The organism is Pseudoalteromonas piratica (assembly GCF_000788395.1).
Classification (GTDB): domain Bacteria; phylum Pseudomonadota; class Gammaproteobacteria; order Enterobacterales; family Alteromonadaceae; genus Pseudoalteromonas; species Pseudoalteromonas piratica.
Window position 1 is genome coordinate 2,185,824 of the sequence record NZ_CP009888.1, and the last position, 16,035, is coordinate 2,201,858.

Annotated in this window: 16 protein-coding genes; 4 read left to right on the forward strand and 12 right to left on the reverse strand. The window is 39.7% G+C overall.

All coding sequences use genetic code 11. From position 1 onward, the window contains the following. Positions 1–64: 64 nt before the first annotated feature. From fnr to ccoN, 9 genes are all read right to left on the reverse strand, one after another. The gene (gene fnr, locus OM33_RS10190) at positions 65–796 is read right to left on the reverse strand and encodes a fumarate/nitrate reduction transcriptional regulator Fnr (protein WP_038641396.1); all 732 of its coding nucleotides are present in this window, start codon (positions 794–796) and stop codon (positions 65–67) included. A gap of 47 nt (positions 797–843) precedes the next feature. Next, entirely contained in the window at positions 844–1,506 is a 663-nt protein-coding gene (locus OM33_RS10195) for a sulfite exporter TauE/SafE family protein (protein WP_038641398.1), read from the reverse strand. Continuing rightward, the gene (gene ccoS / locus OM33_RS10200; protein WP_038641400.1) at positions 1,496–1,666 is read right to left on the reverse strand and encodes a cbb3-type cytochrome oxidase assembly protein CcoS; all 171 of its coding nucleotides are present in this window, start codon (positions 1,664–1,666) and stop codon (positions 1,496–1,498) included. The genes OM33_RS10195 and ccoS overlap by 11 nt, the downstream gene beginning before the upstream one ends. A 12-nt stretch (positions 1,667–1,678) precedes the next feature. Next, a complete protein-coding gene (locus OM33_RS10205) occupies positions 1,679–4,048 on the reverse strand; it encodes a heavy metal translocating P-type ATPase (RefSeq protein ID WP_038641402.1) in 2,370 nt (789 codons plus the stop codon). Positions 4,049–4,051: 3 nt separating this feature from the next. Then, positions 4,052–4,543 carry a FixH family protein gene (locus OM33_RS10210; RefSeq protein ID WP_038641404.1) on the reverse strand — a complete coding sequence of 164 codons (492 nt, stop codon included), beginning with the start codon at positions 4,541–4,543 and terminating at the stop codon, positions 4,052–4,054. A 160-nt stretch (positions 4,544–4,703) separates the two neighbouring features. Then, the gene (ccoP, locus tag OM33_RS10215) at positions 4,704–5,657 is read right to left on the reverse strand and encodes a cytochrome-c oxidase, cbb3-type subunit III (protein ID WP_038641406.1); all 954 of its coding nucleotides are present in this window, start codon (positions 5,655–5,657) and stop codon (positions 4,704–4,706) included. Beyond that, on the reverse strand, positions 5,654–5,842 hold the full coding sequence (locus tag OM33_RS10220; RefSeq protein WP_038641407.1) for a cbb3-type cytochrome oxidase subunit 3: 189 nt from the start codon (positions 5,840–5,842) through the stop codon (positions 5,654–5,656). The genes ccoP and OM33_RS10220 overlap by 4 nt, the downstream gene beginning before the upstream one ends. Before the next feature lie 6 nt (positions 5,843–5,848). After that, positions 5,849–6,499 (reverse strand): cytochrome-c oxidase, cbb3-type subunit II, encoded by a 651-nt coding sequence (gene ccoO / locus OM33_RS10225; RefSeq protein ID WP_038641409.1) that lies wholly within the window; start codon positions 6,497–6,499, stop codon positions 5,849–5,851. A 10-nt stretch (positions 6,500–6,509) separates the two neighbouring features. After that, positions 6,510–7,940, reverse strand: coding sequence for a cytochrome-c oxidase, cbb3-type subunit I (gene ccoN, locus OM33_RS10230; protein ID WP_038641411.1), 1,431 nt, complete (start codon positions 7,938–7,940; stop codon positions 6,510–6,512). 326 nt (positions 7,941–8,266) lie between these two features. Between ccoN and OM33_RS10235 the strand changes: the two genes are divergently transcribed. The 4 genes from OM33_RS10235 (at position 8,267) to OM33_RS10250 (ending at position 14,175) form a co-directional block, all read left to right on the forward strand. After that, a complete protein-coding gene (locus OM33_RS10235) occupies positions 8,267–8,671 on the forward strand; it encodes a hypothetical protein (protein WP_199922443.1) in 405 nt (134 codons plus the stop codon). Between the two features lie 398 nt (positions 8,672–9,069). Further along, positions 9,070–11,658: a TonB-dependent receptor gene (locus tag OM33_RS10240; protein ID WP_038641414.1), complete on the forward strand. Its 2,589-nt coding sequence runs from the start codon at positions 9,070–9,072 to the stop codon at positions 11,656–11,658. A gap of 239 nt (positions 11,659–11,897) precedes the next feature. After that, positions 11,898–13,007 (forward strand): DUF3083 family protein, encoded by a 1,110-nt coding sequence (locus OM33_RS10245; protein WP_038641416.1) that lies wholly within the window; start codon positions 11,898–11,900, stop codon positions 13,005–13,007. 55 nt (positions 13,008–13,062) lie between these two features. Next, positions 13,063–14,175 carry an isocitrate/isopropylmalate family dehydrogenase gene (locus tag OM33_RS10250; RefSeq protein WP_038641418.1) on the forward strand — a complete coding sequence of 371 codons (1,113 nt, stop codon included), beginning with the start codon at positions 13,063–13,065 and terminating at the stop codon, positions 14,173–14,175. Here OM33_RS10250 and OM33_RS10255 read toward each other — a convergent pair. The 3 genes from OM33_RS10255 to OM33_RS10265 form a co-directional block, all read right to left on the reverse strand. Next, positions 14,164–14,616: a hypothetical protein gene (locus tag OM33_RS10255; RefSeq protein ID WP_038641421.1), complete on the reverse strand. Its 453-nt coding sequence runs from the start codon at positions 14,614–14,616 to the stop codon at positions 14,164–14,166. The two genes, OM33_RS10250 and OM33_RS10255, sit on opposite strands and share 12 nt — an antisense overlap. Before the next feature lie 122 nt (positions 14,617–14,738). Continuing rightward, positions 14,739–15,683 carry a LysR family transcriptional regulator gene (locus tag OM33_RS10260; protein ID WP_038641422.1) on the reverse strand — a complete coding sequence of 315 codons (945 nt, stop codon included), beginning with the start codon at positions 15,681–15,683 and terminating at the stop codon, positions 14,739–14,741. 98 nt (positions 15,684–15,781) lie between these two features. Beyond that, positions 15,782–16,030 carry a lipoprotein gene (locus tag OM33_RS10265; RefSeq protein WP_038641424.1) on the reverse strand — a complete coding sequence of 83 codons (249 nt, stop codon included), beginning with the start codon at positions 16,028–16,030 and terminating at the stop codon, positions 15,782–15,784. Positions 16,031–16,035: the final 5 nt, after the last annotated feature.

Here is a 16,035-nt window from a genome sequence, read left to right on the forward strand (position 1 = left end):
ATAAATCCAGTGTAATGGATTTAAACTAATTTGAAAGGTTTCTAATAGAATATTTTGTTTTAGATCAAGACTTAATAGAAGCGACTTTGAATAATTCGTCAGTATTTAGAATTGTAATGAACTTGCCTTCTACTTTAATGATTTCCGCTTTTTGGAAACGGCTAAGCAGGCGACTGATGGTTTCAACCGTTAAACCTAAGTAGTTACCTATCTCACCACGGGTCATTGTTAAACGGAATTCTTTTTTACTAAATCCGCGTTCACCAAAGCGTGTTGAAAGGTTCGCTAAAAAAGCGGCCAGGCGTTCTTCTGCTGTTTTTTTGTTAAGCATTAACAGCATCTCTTGGTCGTAATTGATTTCATTACTCATCATTCGCATAACTTGATGGCGTAATTTCGGTAATTTGCCTGACAAGTCATCCAGGGTTGTAAATGGAATTTCGCATACCATGGCCGTTTCCATTGCTTGCGCGTAACTGCGATGGCTCATGGTACTAATACCGTCAAAGCCGACAATATCGCCAGCGAGATGGAATCCAGTTATTTGTTCTTCACCGCTTTCAGTGAGTGTGTATGATTTAAATGAACCTGAGCGAACAGCGTAAATAGAACGAAGAGGTTGGCCAGCTTCAAAAAGGTAATCCCCTTTATGAAGTGGTTTTTTACGCTCGATAATATCGTCTAATTTACCCATTTCTTCGCTGTTAAGCGAAACAGGAATACACAGTTGACTAATACTGCAATCCTGACACTTGATAGCGCAGTTTTTTGACACTGATTTTTTGCTCAATTCCATGACACACCTAGAGAAAACGTAAAACGAGAATAATGTATACTAAAACCTTATAATAACGCAATTATCAAAAGGTATAAACCGTAGAAAATGAAGATGTTACCAAACACCATTCGCACTGCATTATGGTTAAGTATCTGTTTGAATTTATCTGCAGCAAAAGCAAGTCCAACCATGGCCGGTAAAGTCCCTATAGCAAACAACAACATAAAGCTTGCACCATATACAGCTGACTGCATCGAAATAGAAAAAAGCAAGGCAGAATAGACTAAGCCACAGGGCAACCAACCCCACAACATACCGTAAGCTAACGCTTTTGCGTTACTATTGACAGGCAATAATCGTTTATTCAATTTGACTAAATGCTGCCAAATTGCAAATTTACCGACTTTTTCAATCCAGTTAAGTGAGAATGTTAGTCGCATAATGTATAGGCCAACTAAAATCATAAACACGCCACTTAATACTGATAGGACAAATGAAAAAGAGGTAGAACGAGATGCAAATTGCTGGCTTATCCCGGCTGCAAGTGCACCAGCAATGCAATAACTTAAGGTGCGGCCAAGATTATAGAGTAGGGTATAGCGCTTTACTTGCGATTTATCTTTTACCGCTAAGGTTAACGATGAGGCCACACCGCCGCACATTGCTAAGCAGTGTCCACTGCCTAGTAAGCCCATTATCAACGCAGATATTAACTGACTAGTTGTCATTACTTTTGTTGTGCTGCTCTTTGTCGTCTTCAAATAAAATACTGTGAGCTTGCTTGTCTAAATTATTAAATTGGTCGCTACGTACCGCCCAAAAAAAGATGCCAATTGCAACGATGACGAGTAATATCGCAATTGGAATTAATACATAAATGATGCTCACAACTCGTGCCCCTTACTTAAGTAGTCGTAATGAATTGCCAATTACGATAAGTGAACTTGCTGACATACCGATAACCGCGACCCATGGTGGCACTAGCCCCATTGCAGCTAATGGTAGAATTGAGCCATTATAGCATAGTGATATGGCTAAATTTTGTTTAATAACACGACGTGTTAGTTTGGCAGTATCAAATAAACCGCTAATGGCGTTTAATTCACTGTTTAATAACACCACATCGGCTGTATTTTTTGAGATATCAGCGCCAGATGCCATGGCAATAGACAAATGCGCGCTATTAAATACTGGACTGTCGTTTACACCGTCGCCCACCATTGCAACAATTTTGCCTTTAGCTGCGAGTTTTTCTACTACATTTTGTTTATCAGCAGGGCTACAGCCTGTTTCTATATTGCTAATACCTAGGCTGTGAACAAGCTCTTTACCAGCATTTGAAGGATCACCCGTTAATACCTGCAAATCAAGATTATTGTCTCTTAAATCGTTTATCGTGGCTTCTGCACGATCGCGAATTTTATCTTGCAATTTAAAAGCTGCGATAACTTGGTTATCAATATATAAAAATACATCGTACTCAAGTGCTTGCACATCACATAGCCAATTTGCTTTACCTATTGCTACTGTGCGTCCTTCCCACTGTGCAGATATTCCTTTACCGGTCTTAATTTCAACATGTTGCAGTGAAACTGGTGCAACTTTGAGCTCTAAAAATGCTTTGCTAATTGGGTGCTCAGAATAACTTTCGAGCGCTTTAGCAATACTGTAAACAGAGTCTAACGGGTAATTAGTATCGATTAGCTTGGTATCTAATAGAGTAAATTTACCTTCGGTGAGAGTGCCTGTTTTGTCGAAGGCAATATTGGTCACTTTTGTCAGTGTCTCAAGTACATGCGACTGTTTTATTAACACTCCCTGTTGAGTAAGTTTCGCTACTGCACAGGTGAGGGCTGTAGGAATAGCTAAACTCAGTGCACATGGGCACGTTGCAACAAGCACAGCGATAGTAATCCAAAATGCTTGCTCAGGGTCGATGTGGTACCACGAAAAAGCGGTAATTGATGCAAAAATTAGCAGACAAGCAACAAACCACTGCGCAACTTTGTCGGTAATTTCGGCAATTTTAGGGCGTGATGTTAACGCTTGGTGTTGTAGGCGGACAATTTGATTTATTAATGTGTCTTGCCCAATCTGGTTGACAGAAATTGTTATTACACCGTCGTGATTAACAGTACCGGCATAAACTTGATCACCTGTTTGTTTGCTAACGGCTGCGTGCTCACCTGTCATCATGGCTTCGTCAACGGTTGTTTTTCCGTTAAGCAGAACACCATCTGCAGGAATGGTTTCACCTGCTTTAATCATTACTTTGTCATCTAACTTTAGACGCTTGGCGGCAATGATTTCTTCTTCATTATTCACTAAACGGGCTGTGAGTGGTAACAGTTTTTGTAAATTAGCAGTAAACTCAGACGCTTTTAAACGCGCTCTAAATTCAAGGTATTTACCCAGCAATAACAAGAAGGTAAACATACAAATTGATTCAAAATACACCTCGCCAGTTTCAAAAATAGTCGCCCAACTACTGGCGGCGTACGCACCGAAAATAGCGAGGGAAACGGGCAAGTCCATGTTTAACTGTTTGGCTTTTAAACCGCGTATAGCAGACGTTAAAAAGGGCAGTGCTGAATACAGAATAACTGGTGTGGCAAGCACAAAGCTGATCCAGCGAAAATACTGTTCAAAATCCTCATCCATGCCTGAGAACATGCCAAAATACATCGCAAAAGCAAACATCATGACTTGCATTGTCATTAAGCCCGCGACACCGAGGCGTCGGACATAGGATTTAGCTGTTTGTTTTTTTTGTTGTTCTTCGTGATCTTGTTGGAAAGGGTAAGCGCGATACCCAATTCGGGCTAGTGATTCAATAATGGTACTAAGTTTAAGTGCTGATTGATCCCATTTGATCATGGCGCGATAGGTTGACGTATTCACATCAACTCGCACAACGTGACCTAGATTAAGTAACTGTTTTTCGATAAGCCAGGCACACGCTGCGCAACTGATGCCTTCGACACTCAGAAGTATTTCAGCAATATCACCTTGTTTTGTTAAAAACTCAGATTGAATATCTTCATCATCATAACTTTGGAACATTTTAATTTGTTCCGGTACAAGCTCTTGAACTTTACCTGCGCTCTCAGTTCTGTATTTGTAATAATCAGACATGCCTTGGTCAATAATGGCTTCGGCAACTGCTTGACATCCCAAACAGCACATAGGTTTCGTGTCATTTTCGAATTCAATTGATAGAGAAATACCCTTTGGAATAGGTTCCAAACAGTGAAAACAGTTATTTGCCATATATTACTTATATTCCGGCTTAATCTTAAATGCACTCTCGTATGGTAACGTAATGTTTTCTTTTAATTTCCATTCGCCATTGATCGGTTCGATGAAAATTGTATAACGACCGTCTTCAAGTAAATCAGTGACACCTGAATAGTCACCGTTTGCGTTGGGTGTAAGGGTTAATTCAACGTCTTTATCTTTGAGCGTTGTGTGATAAAACGATGTTTTTAGAGCAGGCGGGTTAAGTGAATCGCCCTTAGTGAAGCTGACTTTAACTACACCATCATTAATAAACAGGTCAGCATGTAAGTAAAGTGCTTTTGAACGATCGAATTTAGATAACTCTAAATTAATGGCTTTGCCTTTTTTATAGTAGTCATCAACGACCATTGAAGGACCTTTGTCTGACATATAAACAAGTAACGTAATACAGGCGACGATAGTACCGGCAGGAATGAAAATAATGAACCAAGGCCAAAATTGTTTATACCAAGGAGTTGTAGACATAGCGATTTATACTAAAAAACAAACGTGGCGTTATTCTACTTGAAGTGGTGTGAAAAGGGTAAAAAAAAGCTCCCAAAATGGGAGCTTTTTTGATCTAGATTGGGTCTCTTAATGGTTAGTTAAAATTAATTTAAAAAACGCATTAAGTATAACTAATCAATTACTTATCTTGAGATAAGCTGTACACGTATGCAGTAAGAATATGAACCTTATCTTCGCCAAGAATGTCTTTCCAAGCCGGCATTACACCAGCACGACCATTGCGAAGAGTTTCTTCAACAGCGCGTTGCGAACCACCATATAACCAAATGTTATCTGTTAGGTTCGGAGCACCGAATGCATAGTTACCTTTACCGTCCATACCGTGACATGCAGCACACATAGCGAATTTCGCTTGACCTGCAGCTGCGTCTTTTTGGTTAACAGTACGGCCTGAAAGGCTAAGTACATACGCAGTCATTTCTTTAATACCTTGGTCACCTAGTGCATCTTGCCATGCAGGCATAGCAGCAACACGACCGTGAAGAAGTGAAGCTTTAATTGCGTCAGGTGTACCGCCGTATAACCAGTCATTGTCAGTCAGATTCGGGAAGCCCTGGCCACCACGTGCATCTGAACCATGACATTGCGCACAGTTTTGCGAGAATAAACGCTGACCAATTTCCAAGGCTTCTTCATTTCTTGCAAGGTCTTTAACATCTTGCTTAGCGAATTGTTGGAAAACTGGACCAAAACGCTCATCTGCGTTACGGATCTCTTGGTCAAGTTGAACACGTTTACCTGCAGCTTCATTATCAACGACAGCTTGTTTAGATTCTGCAATTGATTTAACACCTTGGTTTGAACTTGTCCACTTTGAAATACCTTCAAAATTACCCATACCAGGATAAAGGATTAGGTATACTGCTGCCCATGCGAAAGTCGCAAAGAACATAATTGTCCACCAACGAGGTAGTGGATTGTTTATCTCTTCGATGCCATCAAATTCATGGCCACAAGATTCGCCTTCTTCAACGCCTGTGTAGTTCTTAAGATTCCACACAAGTAGGCCGAAGCAAAGCGCTAAACATGCAAGGGTTAAAACAATAACCCAAATGCTCCAAAACGTAGTCATTTCTCAGACTCCTTTTTTTCCTTTTCGCCAACTGTATTGTTATGTACGTTCTCATCTTCGAAAATCGCATTTGCTGCTTCATCAAAGTTCTTTTTAGAACGTTTGCTGTATGCCCACAATACAATGGCAATAAAAAGTACTAATAATACCAGAGTAAATATGCCTCTGAATGTGCCGTAATCCATAGTGGTTTACTTCAAGTGAGTACCAAGCTGTTGAAGGTACGCGATTAGCGCTTCCATCTCAGTTTTGCCTTTGATGGAATCAACATCAGCTTGAAGTTCTGCATCACTGCCGTAACCACGACCTGGATACGCTTCTTGGTTAATACCAAAGTTGTCACGGAACACTTGTAGTTTTTTAAGTGTATGTGTTGTATCAACTTCGTTTTTCGCTAACCAAGGGTAACCTGGCATGTTTGACTCTGGAACTACATCACGTGGGTTAACCAAGTGAGCGTAGTGCCAATCATCTGAGTAACGACCACCTACACGAGCTAAGTCTGGACCAGTACGTTTAGAACCCCACTGGAATGGGTGATCCCACACACTTTCACCAGCCACTGAGTAGTGACCGTAACGCTCAACTTCGTCACGGAAAGGGCGGATCATTTGTGAGTGACAGTTGTAACAACCTTCACGTACATAAATGTCGCGGCCTTCCATTTCTAACGCAGTGAGTGGGCGTAGACCATCTACAGGCTCAGTAGTGTCTTTTTGGAACATAAGTGGTGTAATTTCCACAAGTGCACCAAAGCTGATTGCGAAAACCGTTAAGATAGCCATAAGGCCAACGTTCTTTTCAACAATCTCGTGTTTATTTTGTGAATTATTCTGACTCATACATTACTCCTTAAGCAGGCTGAGCTTCAGCTTGTAATGCACCTTTTTCAGCTGCAACAGTTTTAACAACGTTGTATAACATGATTAGCATACCAACAACGATGAATACACCGCCTACAAAGCGCATGAAGTAGAATGGGTAAGACGCTTCTAGTGATTGAACAAAGCTGTACATTAATGTACCGTCAGAGTTAACTGCACGCCACATTAGACCTTGCATAACACCAGAGATCCACATTGCTACGATGTACAGAACAACACCTACTGTGTGTAACCAGAAGTGCGTGTTGATTAGTTTAGTGCTGTACATGCGAGCCTGACCGAATAGGTTAGGAATTAAGTGGTAAACCGCACCGATTGAAACCATCGCTACCCAACCTAGTGCACCTGAGTGTACGTGACCTACAGTCCAGTCAGTGTAGTGAGATAATGCGTTTACAGATTTGATTGCCATCATCGGACCTTCGAACGTTGACATACCGTAGAACGATAGTGATACAACTAAGAAGCGAAGGATTGGGTCGTGGCGAAGCTTATGCCATGCGCCAGACAGTGTCATGATACCGTTGATCATACCACCCCAAGATGGAACAAATAGAATTACTGACATTACCATACCTAGTGACTGAGTCCAGTCAGGTAGTGCAGTGTAATGTAAGTGGTGAGGACCTGCCCAAATATAAAGTGAAACAAGTGCCCAGAAGTGAACTACTGATAAACGGTAAGAATAAACCGGACGACCAGCTTGTTTTGGAACGAAGTAATACATCATACCTAAGAAACCAGCAGTAAGCAGGAAACCTACCGCGTTGTGACCGTACCACCACTGAACCATGGCATCTACCGCACCCGCGTAGATAGAGTATGACTTAGTCAATGAAACTGGAATTGCCATGCTGTTAACAATATGAAGAACAGCAACAGTGATAATGAAACCACCATAGAACCAGTTAGCAACATAAATATGCGACACTTTACGCTTGATTAATGTACCAAAGAATACAACCGCATAAGCAACCCAAACAACCGTAATTAGAATGTCGATAGGCCACTCTAGCTCAGCGTACTCTTTACCACTTGTAAAACCAAGAGGCAGTGTAATTGCTGCTAGAAGAATAATAAGCTGCCAGCCCCAGAAGGTAAAAGATGCAAGCTTATCTGAGAATAAACGCGTTTGGCAGGTACGTTGTACAACGTAGTAAGACGTTGCAAATAGTGCACTTGTACCAAATGCGAAAATAACTGCGTTCGTATGTAACGGACGTAGACGAGAGTAAGTTAACCATGGAATGTCAAAGTTTAACGCAGGCCATACTAGCTGAGCTGCGATGAAAACCCCGGCACCCATGCCAACAATGCCCCAAATCACCGTCATAATGGCGAATTGGCGTACAACTTTATAGTTGTATTCTGTTTGTGATGCTACTGTTGTTTGGCTCATTTTCCGGTTTCCGCTGCAATAAATTGCATTAAGAAATGAATTTACCCAATTCTAATTAAAGAAATGGGGCCTCTAAAAATTTACCAAATTCGTTACCTTACTTACTCGAACTTATTTCATCAATTGATGTCGTAATTAGAGTTAGCAAGAAAACCAACCCGGTAAAACCCTTTTTTTGCATGAGAAATAATAAAATTTTTGCTTTTAAAAAGATAGCGCATTTACCCAAAATTATGACCTCAATCAAATATTCTCAGTGAGGGTGATTTATTTTTGTGCAAATTTAGTCTAAATTCGCGGCCAACATAAAATAGGCCAAATAAAAAATGAAAATATTACGATTCTGTCCGCTGCTGTTTAGTGCACTTTTAACCCTAGGTTGTGGGGATTTTAACCATCGAATGGCGGTTGAGAGTGAACATACAATCAAAGATTCAGCTTTTCTGTCGATTAGTAGTGCGCAAGTAATACCTGAATCAGAATTTGAAATTATCTTTGCACCATCAGAACAAGTTGAAATCACAGAAGCTCATATTGTAGGTGCCAGTATGTATATGGGGAAAATCCCGCTGTTTTTTAAGAAAACGCAAAACGGTTCACATAAAGCAATTGGCATGGTTGGGGTTTGCAGTGAAAAAGAAATGGAGTGGCAAATTCAGATCTTTTATAAAGATATGACATTACAGCAACAAAAAACCGCAACCCTAAACTTTGTTGCAACAAATGTTTAACTGGCGGTCTACAGTTTTGCCTCGGTTACAATTGATTACATCCGATAACGTAGTAAAACGAATGTCACGAAACTAACTGCATAATAGTTTATATCGTTGATTTTAAATATTTTTAGATGTTACTACTGTTAATATATTAATAACAAAAGGTGCTACTTAAGCGCCTTTTTTTATGCCTGAATAAAAGCTGAACGCTCATTCAGTTTTCGTTCATTTTCAGAAGCCTAGTTTGCAGCGTCCGTTGTAAGATTTCTCCTTGGTTTTTTATCCGAAGCCTTGTTTCTCATGTGATACAAGAAACAAAAAGTCACTTTCTTATAACGGTTAATGCAACAAGTTATTCGCTTTAGTTGAGGTGTTTTCAACTAATAGGGTTATACAACTAATAAAGGTTTATTATGAATAAAACTAAATTGGGTTTAGCAATTGCTACCGCGTTACCGTTGTTTTCAACAACTAATGTAATGGCAGCCGAGAGCTCAGCAGACGCCGTAGAGCGCATTGAAGTAACAGGTTCACGTATTAAGCGCGCTGACATGGAGACGGCAAGCCCAGTAACTGTAATTGGTGCAGAAGAAATTCGTGCATCAGGTGCAACATCAATTGACTCAATTTTACAAGACATGACTGCTGCTGGCGGTGCGATGGTTAACCCAGGCATTAATAATGGTTCTGGCGGTAATGCAAGCATGAACCTACGTGGTTTAGGTGCGCAGCGTACATTAGTTCTTGTAAACGGCCGTCGTATGATCAACTCAGGTACAGGCGCTGCATCAACGGTAGATTTAAATACGATTCCTGTATCTATGATCCAACGTGTTGAAGTACTAAAAGACGGTGCATCAGCAGTATACGGTACTGATGCTGTGGCAGGTGTTGTAAACATCATTCTTAAAAAGGACTTTGAAGGGCTAGACATGAATGCCCAAACGGGTATGTCAGGCGAAGGTGATGCGGAAGAAAGCTCAGTTGACTTTACTGTAGGTACTTCATTCGATAAAGGTAATATCGTTCTTGGCGTACAGTACATGGACCGCGGTGAAGCATCACAAGCAGATCGTGACTTCTCTTCGTGTCCTGTATCAGAACGCACAAATGATTCGGGCGCGATAGAGTTATATTGTGGTGGTTCAAGTTACACGCCTTACGGCCATATCTGGTCAGGTGATGAATCTCTTCAAGGTAACCCGGACAATACATGGAACGACTTTGGTGATGAAGACAAGTATAACTACTCAGCAGATAGTTACTTATTCACACCAATGAAGCGCTTAAACCTAACAGGTCTTGCAACTTACGAATTATCTGACGATACCATGTTATTCGCTGAAAGCATGTACTCAAAGCGTTGGTCAGAGCAACAAATGGCACCACAACCAGTTTGGTTTGATTTCACTTACCAAGATTGGATGGGTGATTCACTTATTGAACATGGTGTTAACTACGGTGATGAGATTTCTTATGGCCGTCGTATGAGCGATACTGGTACGCGTGATTTCTCTCAAGTTGTTGATACAGTTCGTGTTGTAATCGGTGCGGAAGGCGTGTTATCAAATGATTGGTCATGGGATGCAGCACTTAACTTTGGTCGTAATGACTCAGTTGACCGTTTAACCAACCTTCACAATATGGGGTCAATCCAAGAAGATATCGAGTTAGGTAACTTTAACCCGCTTGATCAAACTTCTTGGCAGTATGACAACATGCAAGGTTACCTATACACTGAGCAAAATACTGGCGGTAGCCAAATGTTAATGTTCAGCGGCTCGCTTGCAGGTGAACTACTTGAATTACCAGCAGGTTACTTAGGCTTTGCAGCAGGTGTTGAACACCGTTCTGAAAAAGCATGGTACATTCCTGATTCACTTACTGCACAAGGTCTTGCTAACGACCCTAAAGTTGAACCAACTGAAGGCCGTTATGATGTAAACGAAGCGTTTGTTGAACTTGCTATTCCAGTTTTAGCTGATAAAGCATTTGCTGAAAACCTTGAACTTAGTGCAGCTATTCGTGCATTTGATTACTCAACATTTGGTAGCGATGCAACTTGGAAGCTTGGTTTCACTTGGAAAGTGAACAGCGACATCATGTTCCGTGGTGTAGCGTCGACTGCATTCCGCGCGCCTACCGTTGATGAATTATACGGTGGTAAATCACCTTCGTTTAACCAAGTTTCTCACCCAGTAGGTCAAGACCAAGCTGAAGTAACTGTTGGTGGTAACGCAGCATTAACACCTGAAGAAGCAGATACACTAACAGTTGGTTTTGTATATGAACCAAGCTGGTTAGATGGCGCTTCAATGACGGTAGACTACTACGATATTTCAATTGAAAACTCAATTGCAACTGTAGACAACCAGTATATTGTTGATAACTGTATTGATGCAGCGGGTAACCCAATCAATACAGAAACAGCACTATGTAAGTCAGCTGATATCTCAATGGATAACTCGGGCCGTATCTCTTTCAACAACCAATTACAAAACATTGGTGCTGAAACTGCGCAGGGCATCGACTTAAACCTAGCGTATTCATTTGATGCATTTGGTTTAGACTGGCGCACAGCTTTAGATACAACTTACCTGATTGAAACAACTGTAACATTAACTGATGAAACTGTTGATTATGTTGGCTTAATTACATCTGGTTCAGGTGGCTACGCTGATATCAAATCAAACCTATCTCTATCTGTTAAAGGTGATTCATGGGATGCTAACTACAAAGCACGTTACATCTCAGGTATGGACAGCTATTCATGTTTAGATAACCCAGCTAAATGTTATGCACCAAGCACAGGCTCTGTTGTATATCATGATATCGGTGGTGCATACCACGTATCAGAAACTGTAAAAGTATCAGCTGGTATCAATAACTTATTTGATAAGCAACCGCCATACTATTCAGGTAACAATGATTCAAATACCGACCCTTACACATACGATGTATTAGGTCGTTATTTCTACGCTGGTGTAAATGTTAAGTTCTAATAACATTTAATCAGTTAAAGCCGCACTTATATGAGTGCGGCTTTTTTTTGCGTTTAAAAAAATGACATTAAAGCGTCATGTTAGTGTCATTATATGGGGTGAAATATTCACAAAACTTATTTTTAACAGCGTTTAAATAAGTGCTTGGTAGGATTTCACTAAAGCGTCACCTAGCTGAAAGCTAAATGTCATACTCGACCTCTATGCTCTCGGCAAATTGTTTAATGAGTTGAAAGTAAATGGGTATCATCAGGAATCGAAGTTTAATCAGTCGCGTAAAACAGCAAGAAAATCGCGTGTATGTACCGGCCGAAGCAAGGGACAACCAATACATTATCGCAGAGCTAGCAATTAATGATAATTTAATTGCACAGGTCTCAGATCACTCACTCAACCCTACACCAAAAGAATTACTGAGTTTATTACTAAACAAAGTGCGTCGTGTAATCGCACAGCATGAAATTGACTATGTTGCTGTAGTTGCATCGAATAAATTTATCCGTGTACGCTATGGTGTTGATAATGAAATAAACACTACACAAGAACAGCACATTGTTTATTACAACCCGGAAAAGAGTAAAGGCGTTATCGGTCTTTGCCCAGAGGATACACAATCTCTAAAATCGATTAGAGTGGTGTGTTTTGCAACAGGCGATAACTTGCGAGAAAATGCAGCGCTATTTCATCAAAAAGTGACAAACTTAGTATCGGATTTAAAACAGTCGTTTGATTTCATTGAAGCGATTAAAGTTCAAGATCATCAACACATCAGCTTTAGCTTAGAAAAACACTCGTCATCAACCAATTCAAAAGCACATGGTTTTCGCGTTATTGAAAAGCGCTATGAGAGCTCAGGTTTGGTATTGCCAGATGAACGTAACAGTAAAGCATTTATAGTTGTAAAGGCTAATTTTAGTGAATTATTAACCGAAAAAGTACTTAATCAAAATTATGATGTAAGTCATATGCATGCAGAAATATCGCATTTATTAATTCAATTAGCGCAAGAAGTAGGCATTAATCACATGGCCTACATTGCTTCTAAACGTTATCCAGTCGTTAAATCAAATTTTGTGGTCGGCAGTGGCAATCAAAAGGGTGAACTAATTAGTTTAAATTTTGGTAATACGGAACACGAAGTCATACAACAGATTGATGATGACTACATTAATAGTAGCGCCCACATAGTGTTTTATATGCCAGAAAATACAGTAGTGAAATTTGGTTATGCGGTTTACATCAATAAAGTCATTAAATTACTCGATAGATTAAGCCAAAAACTGCATTTAACTGAACACGACAAAGCGATGTTGCTGAGGTTCTATCAGCACTTTAGTTATAAAGCTTGAATCTAACAGGTAAAATTTGTCATAGTGTAAACAAAAAAGAGCCACAATTTATACTATGACAACACCTGATGCCATAAGCTATACCGTTCCTTATGTGGAAGGCGATGGAGTCGGCCCACAATTAATTAATTATGCCCGTGATATAGCCGATAAGGTGATGCAAAAATGTTACAATGGCGAGCGCACCATTGAATGGCAAGCGCTGCTATGTGGTGAAAAAGCGGCGGAAGTATATCAAGGTGATTGGTTTCCAGAGCACACACTGAATATGATAGAACTTAGGCAGTGTGCGTTAATTGGGCCAATTACTGCACCCATTGGTTATGGTTTTAAATCGCTAAATGTTGCGCTGCGTCACGAACTTGGATTAACCACGTCTTATACTCGTTATCAAACAGATAACGAAAGCGATATCTATGTTATCCGCGATAATAGTGAAGATTTACCCGTAAAGCTTGAATGGCAAACAGATTCTTTTGACGGTGAATTATTAGCTAACTTTCTAAAAGATGAATTAGGTGTAAATAAAATACCGCTTGCTGAAAAAAGTGTGATGGCACTTAAATATTTATCTAAAGCGCGTAGCGAAAAACTGCTATCTTCAGCGATTGAGCTTGCAAAATCGCGTAAAATTAAAAATGTTATAATTATTCATCACGCTAATAGTTTACCCATTTCAGAGGGAAGCTTTGTCAGATGGGCACTGGCATCAGTTAGCAATAATGAGGACGGACAACAGCATGTAACGCCTCCCATACACCTTGATAATATTCAAGTAGACGTGTGTTCATTGTTGCAGTTTTTCAGTCATCAAAACCATCTTAAACAAGATACGATATATGTTTGCGCTAATTATTTAGCAACCATTATCAATGAGTTTTTTACCGGTAGTTTAGGCTTGATAAATAAAGTGAGTCAGACCAATTTCGGTAATAATATACGTATTTTTGAACCAAAACATGGGCCGCTACACGCACTTGTGGGAAGTGATGATATTACTCCAATAGCGCTTTTAAACGCGATTATTTCATTACTTTATCATCTTGATTGTGATCTGGCAGCCAGTACTTTGGCAAAAGCCGTATTTGAAGTAGAAAAAAGCTTAAAGGATAAAGCGATATCCTTTAAGCAGTTTCAAGAAACATTGGAGTTGTCGTTATGCAGATAGCTTTAATTGTGCTTGATAAAACGGGCGTAAATAACTGACACACTGTTCATAAATTGCCGCTAACTTTGCTGGCAATTGAGATGTTTCTACGACCTGGGCGCTACCTGAGGCTGCAATAAATGCCGCAAACACTAACGTGGGAGTTGGGCAGCTGTATTTATCTTTAATTTCTAGTGTTTCACCTGTTAATAGACGCTCTGTAATGAGTGGTGTTGAAACACTTGCAAGTTCACATAAACTTTCATTACTAATTGTATGATTAGTTGTTTCGTTAATAGTTTTTCTAATTTGCCCACCAAACTCTTTCAATAGCTTGATGTAGTTTTCTATAAACAGCGCTTGGCATTCTTGGTTTTCTAAATGATAAGTTTTGTTTAATTGATTAAATAAGTTTTCTTCAATGTATAAAAATTGATGTTTGTGAAATTGACCTGTGCTCATCGTAATGTTCCTCGTAAATTTAATTAAAGACGTTTGCCTTAACAAAAAGAGTAAACAACCCGATGACAATTTAAAAATTGAATAATTCGATTTCTGATATAGAAGCTATCTATAGTACTTGGCTAACTTGCTAATGTCATTGCAAATTCACTGAGTTGTTGCCTTAGCCAAGAATGCGCTGGATCGTAGTGTTTAATTGGGCTCCAAACCATAGATACTTCTTGTGGAACCATCTGAAAAGGTAAGGGCAGAGTCACCAATTGTTCAGTTTGGAAACTGGCTAACGCTAATCTATTAGGGATTGTGAGTAATAAAGATGGCGACTGTGTGATCAATTTTTGAGCTTGAAAGTGTCGTGTAAACACTTGAATATTCCGTCGTTTTTCTAATTGCCATAACGCTTCATCTAATTCACCAAGCTTGTTAGGGTGACTGTCTACTGAAATGCGATTTTCACTTGTTATGCCACTTCTACTTACCCATATATGCGGTTGCGATAAGTAGGTTTCGAGAGTTTGAGTCGCGGCGTAAGGGTTATTTTGATGGCATACAACGCGGAAATTATCTCGCCAAAGGCGTTTTTGATGAAATGACGTGGGTGCTTGTTTAAAGCGGTTAATTGCAAGATCAACACTGCCTTCCTGTAGCTCGGTAAGGTGTGTATCGCCAGGTGAAGTAATGTTGTAGCTTAAGTTTGGATAGATTGCGGCAGTGCTTGCGATAAAAGGAAATAATAAACAGCTTTCTATGTAGTCATTAGTCAGAATTTTAAATGTATGGTTTGCAGTTTTTGGCTCAAAATGGCTATCAGATTGGGTAATAGACTCACTTAAACGAATAAATTCACTGATCTGCGGTTTTAAAGCTAATGCCTTTTCTGTTGGCTGCATACCACCGGATGTTCTAACCAATAGTGGGTCTGAAAAATACTCTCTTAATCTTTTTAATGCTGCACTTACGGTAGGCTGAGTTAATGCCAGTTTATTAGCTGCACGAGATACACTTTTTTCTTCGAGTAGAACGTTAAGGTAAACCAGTAGATTGAGATCAATATTGCGAATATTCATAAGTGACTGTACAAACTAAAATTTGATTTAGAGTACAACGTATTGAAAAATAAAAAAAGCCGAGAGATTCGGCTTTTTTTATTGTGTAAAAAGTCTGATTACAGGCCTTTTTCTGAATATAAAGTAACTTTACCACCTACAAATGTTACTTTGATATTTGTACTATCATTGCCCCAAGTACAATCAGTGTGCATTGTTTTTTCTTCACATTTTGATGCACCACCTAGAATCGCTTCAACTTCTTCTTTGTTCTGTCCAACTTTAATTTTTTCGTAGTTTTCTAAAGTTACTTTTGAACACGCAGTAAGTGTAAGCAGTGCTGCAGCAGTAATAAGTAATTTTTTCATATGAA